The organism is Elusimicrobiota bacterium (assembly GCA_040757695.1).
GTDB lineage: Bacteria > Elusimicrobiota > UBA8919 > UBA8919 > UBA8919 > JBFLWK01.
Genome location: JBFLWK010000178.1, coordinates 1 through 2,268, shown reverse-complemented (window position 1 = coordinate 2,268; position 2,268 = coordinate 1). Strand labels below are relative to the sequence as shown.

3 protein-coding genes are annotated in these 2,268 nt (G+C 30.3%); all 3 read left to right on the top strand.

All coding sequences use genetic code 11. From position 1 onward, the window contains the following. On the top strand, positions 1 to 745 hold a 745-nt coding region (locus tag AB1349_13835), incomplete at its 5' end, for a hypothetical protein (protein ID MEW6558407.1). A 26-nt stretch (positions 746 to 771) separates the two neighbouring features. Then, positions 772 to 1,773 carry a glycosyltransferase family 2 protein gene (locus AB1349_13830; GenBank protein MEW6558406.1) on the top strand — a complete coding sequence of 334 codons (1,002 nt, stop codon included), beginning with the start codon at positions 772 to 774 and terminating at the stop codon, positions 1,771 to 1,773. Next, positions 1,770 to 2,268 (top strand): glycosyltransferase family 2 protein (locus tag AB1349_13825; protein MEW6558405.1); only part of this gene is annotated, 499 nt, incomplete at its 3' end. The genes AB1349_13830 and AB1349_13825, both read left to right, overlap by 4 nt.

Genomic DNA, 2,268 nt, shown 5'->3' with positions numbered 1-2,268 from the left:
AGAATTTTTTGCAATTCTGTTAGTTTTTATTATATGGTTCTTTTATAACTATAAAGATTTTTTTTTACAAATTATTAATAACCCCCAAGACAATAATATCACAATCTCATGGAGAAGGGAAATATTCCCTTTACAATCGAAGGTAGCTTTAACATGGATATCGGCTTATTTGAGTAATTATTTATTTTTACCACTTTTGTTTACTTACCGTGGGCCAGTTGAAGCCGGGAAAATGGGTGTGAGCATGAGGATTAGTGAAATTGTTTTTTTAATAAGCATTGCATGGATTAATACTAAAGCTCCTAAATATGGATCATTGATAAACCAAAAAAAATATAATGAGCTAAATAAATTAGCATTGAGAAGCTCGATACAAGCTGTAATAGTTGGCATTGTATGTTCAATTGGTGCTGTGTTTGTTATTTCCATTTTGAATATCTATAAGCAAGATTATGGTTCAAGGTTCTTGAATTCTGGCATAATTGCTGTTCTGTGTCTATCAAGTTTGCTCAATGTAGTTATGTCATCAATCGGAAGTTATTTAAGAGCACACAAAAAGGAACCTATGATGATCTTATCTATAATACTTGCGGTTCTAATTTCTATAAGTAATTCGTTGTGTTCAAAATATTTTAATGCTGATATTATGGCTATTTCTTATACGTTGATTCTCTTATTTATTGGTATGCCATTTTCTTTTATGATATTAAGCAAAAAGAAAAAGGAATATCAATTAATACGTTAAATTTTCGTATTTACTGAAGAGGCACGATGATTAAATTATCCATATGCATTCCTACTTATAACAGAAGTTCCTATCTAAGAAAAATTTTAGAATCGATTGTAAGTCAAATTGCGAATAATGCCATAGAGGTAATCATATCAGATAATGCTTCAACCGATGATACTAAAAGGATCGTAGGTGAATATGCAAGCCAATATCCTTTTATACATTATTACTGTAATGAACAAAATATTGGGTTAGATAAGAACACATTATTAGCAATGAATTACGGTAAGGGTGATTACATTTGGCTTTGTTCAGACGACGATGTTATAATTAATGGGACTGTCAATAAAGTTATGCAAACTATTGAAAAATGTAATCCTAAATTTATTTATTTAAATCATGCGGGTTTTACTGATGGTGAAAATTGGTGGAGTGTATTAGAAAGAAATGATGATAAGAATGATACGATATATTCATCGGGGGAAAAAATGGTTTTGGATCATAGAATTAGTCATTTTACAGCTTCTATATTTCATAGAGTGTCGATACAAAAGTATGTAGAAATGGTCAAGGAATACACTGAACAAGACTATGGGCGTGGTTACGCATTTGTTGTTATTGCAAATCATTTAATTTTATCTGAGCCAGGTCCCTTCGTATATATTGGTAAGGTTTGTGTGGCTGTTAGAAACCCAATGGAAGTAGATTATAATCCCGTTCTTATTATTATTGTTGATTCTGCTCGATTTTATCAAAGTCTGCAAAAGAAGAGTCTAATTTCCACTAAGACTGAAAGATATATTGTTCAGTGGTTTATAAAAGGATTGTATCGATTTATAATACCAATGCGTTGTCAAAATGATCCACAGTATACTAAGGAATATGAAAGATGGATATTTAAACTGTATAAAAAATATCCTCTATTTTATATTTATATGTTTCCATTCATGATATTCCCACGCTGGATGTTGTTGATTTTATATAATAGTGCTAGAGGATTAAAGAAAATAAAAAAGAAATTAAAAGCAAATTTTGATTTATGATTAAACTTTCTATTTGTATCCCAACCTATAACCGTGCGAAATATTTAAAAGAAAATCTTGCCTTTTTGGTGCCACAGATAAAAAATAAAAATAATGTCGAAGTTGTTGTTATCGATAATGATTCAGAAGATAATACGAATGAAGTTGTAGAAGAATATGTCCAAAAAAATAAAAACGTTAGATATTGTAAAAATCCAACTAACTTAGGTTATAGTGGAAATCAACTGAAGTGCTTTGAATACGCCCAAGGTGAATATTGTTCGATACTTTGTGATGATGATGTTTATTTGGATGGGTGTGTAGAACTAATTTTAAAGCACATAAGTAACAAATATGTATTTCTAGCCCTAAACTACTGCGCGTTTATTAAAGATCCCCTGACACCGTATAAAATTGATTTTGCTCCTAAGAAAGATGTAGTTTTTAAAAGGGCATATGATATTATGAATTATCCTTCAGTGGGGCATTTCTCGGGTTTTATTTTTAATACTAACG

Bases quoted from the DNA above. Each gene is read 5' to 3' on its own strand.
- AB1349_13830 (MEW6558406.1), top strand. From the start codon at position 772: ATGATTAAATTATCCATATGCATTCCTACTTATAACAGAAGTTCCTAT.